2 protein-coding genes are annotated in these 2,315 nt (G+C 54.0%); one reads left to right on the top strand and one right to left on the bottom strand.

Features of this window, described 5'->3' with window-relative positions; genetic code table 11:
* On the top strand, positions 1-1,113 hold a 1,113-nt coding region (locus H6F43_RS10950; protein ID WP_190342799.1), incomplete at its 5' end, for a GNAT family N-acetyltransferase.
* 41 nt (positions 1,114-1,154) lie between these two features.
* On the opposite strand, the gene H6F43_RS10945 is transcribed toward H6F43_RS10950, so the two are convergent.
* Positions 1,155-2,315, bottom strand: a 1,161-nt coding sequence (locus H6F43_RS10945) for an ATP-binding protein (protein ID WP_190342798.1), incomplete at its 5' end; no start/stop codon positions are given.

The raw sequence follows: 2,315 nt of genomic DNA, 5'->3' as shown, positions 1-2,315 counted from the left end.
CAGGCAGAATGGGACGCACTGGCAATGCCCCTAAAGACGCCGTTCTTTGAGTGGGACTGGCTAAACAACATGGAAGCCTCTGGCAGCGCCACCGCACGCGAAGGCTGGTTACCGAATCATCTGACGGTGTGGCGCGATCGTGCCCTGATTGCGATCGCCCCGCTCTATGTCAAAGGACACAGCTACGGTGAGTTTGTCTTCGATCATCAGTGGGCAGATTTGGCAACGCGACTGGGAATTGACTATTACCCAAAGCTGCTGGGCATGTCGCCGTTTACGCCTGCCGAGGGCTATCGGTTTTTGATTGCGCCTGGAGAAGATGAAGATGAACTGACGGGGCTGATGCTCAACGCCATCGACCACTTCTGCGTGCAAAACAAAATTTCGGGCTGCAATTTTCTCTACGTCGATCCGGAGTGGCGATCGCGCCTAGAGCAGCACGGCTTCTTGACGTGGGTGCACCACAGCTACGTCTGGCAAAATCAAGGATATCAAACCTTCGATGACTACCTCGGCGCATTCAACGCCAACCAGCGACGCAACATTAAGCGGGAGCGCAAATCTGTTGTCCAGGCAGGATTAACCATGCGGGCGTTGACGGGTGAGGAAATTCCTAAACCGCTGTTTTCGCAGATGTATACGTTCTACAGCGACACCTGCGACAAATTTGGCTGGTGGGGCAGTAAGTATCTGACGCGCAAGTTTTTCGAGCAGCTATATCCCCGCTATAGCCATCGCGTGGTGTTTATCGCAGCCTACGATGAGCGTGACCCACAGCATCCCGTAGGCATGTCCTTTTGCCTCACGAAAGGCACTAATCTCTACGGGCGCTACTGGGGATCGCTGGAAGAAATCGACTGTCTGCACTTCGATGCCTGCTACTATACGCCGATCGAGTGGGCAATCTCGAATGGCATTCAGCTATTTGATCCGGGCGCAGGCGGACGGCACAAAAAGCGACGCGGCTTTCCCGCCATGCCAAACCACTCACTGCACCGCTTCTATAATCCGCGGCTAATGCAGATCTTCAGCTCTTATATCGACCAACTGAACGAAGTAGAGCAGCGAGAAATGGACGCGATTAATCAGGAGTTGCCGTTTAAGCAGCAGTGAGATGTGAACGGGAAACCCAAGCTTGTTGTTCTTTAACAGCGCTACAGGTACTTCATAAGAAGAGATTCAAGCTGGACGATTTCGATCGGCTTGCTAAGGTAGGCATTTGCGCCCGCTTGTAGAAACCGCTCTCGATCGCCAGACATCGCCATTGCCGTTACAGCGACAACCGGAATGGTATAGAGATCCGGCTGGCTGCGGAGGTGAGCCACCAAGTCTAATCCTGTTGCCTCGCCAGGAAGTTGTCCGTCGAGGAGAATGAGATTGGGCTTAAAGCTGCGGACTCGCTGAATGAAATCAATGCCGCCAGTCAGATGTTCCACCTGGTACCCGCTCACCTGCAAGTAGTCTTGCAGCAGCATGGCGCTACCTGCGTCGTCTTCTACGATCAGGATACGTCCACTGTTTCGGTGCTGCTGAGCGCCGAGAGACGTTAACCGATCGCCCTCGCCGTTAGCGTCATCCACCGACTCAGACTGACCAGAATCGGGCAGCTCGATCGTGAAGCGACTGCCCTTGCCCAACGTCGATTCCACCGTCACCTTACCACCGTGCAGTTGAGCCAAATTGCGCGTCAGTGCCAGTCCCAATCCAGTGCCAGAGTACTTGCGGTCAAGCTGACTATCTAACTGGCTAAACGGCTTAAACAGCAGTGGCAGTTGGTCTGCCGCAATGCCAATTCCTGTATCTGCAACGGTGAAGACGATGCTCCGCGGCTGTTTCTCCACAATCAGAGACACGCTGCCAGCGGGCGTAAACTTAATCGCGTTAGACAGCAAATTCAGCAGCATTTGTCGCAGACGCCGCTCATCGGCAAGGCAGGTGTGAGCTGCAGGATCAATGTGGCTAGAAATGTGCAAGCCCCGCTCAAACGCTTGCTCCTGAACCAGCATCAGGCAGTAGTGACAGACATCAAAAACCGGGACTGGAGCTAGGGAGAGAACTTCTCGTCCCAATTCCACTTTTGCCAGGTCGAGAATGTCGTTGATCAACTGAAGCAAATGCTGTCCACTGTTGTGGATGTGGTGGATGTAGTCGGCTTGTTTGGCATTGAGCGGACCAAAGAGCTGCTCTTGCAGAACCTCCGAAAGCCCCAGAACCGCGTTTAGGGGCGTACGGAGTTCGTGACTCATCGTTGCCAGAAACTCGCTTTTGGCGCGATTCGCGGCTTCGGAAATGAGCTTTTCCTGCTCTAGCTCCTG

It is taken from the genome of Leptolyngbya sp. FACHB-36, assembly GCF_014695955.1.
In the GTDB taxonomy this organism is placed as follows: Bacteria; Cyanobacteriota; Cyanobacteriia; order Leptolyngbyales; family Leptolyngbyaceae; genus FACHB-36.
The sequence above is the reverse complement of the archived record's forward strand: the minus strand, read 5'-3'. Positions and strand labels throughout refer to the sequence as shown.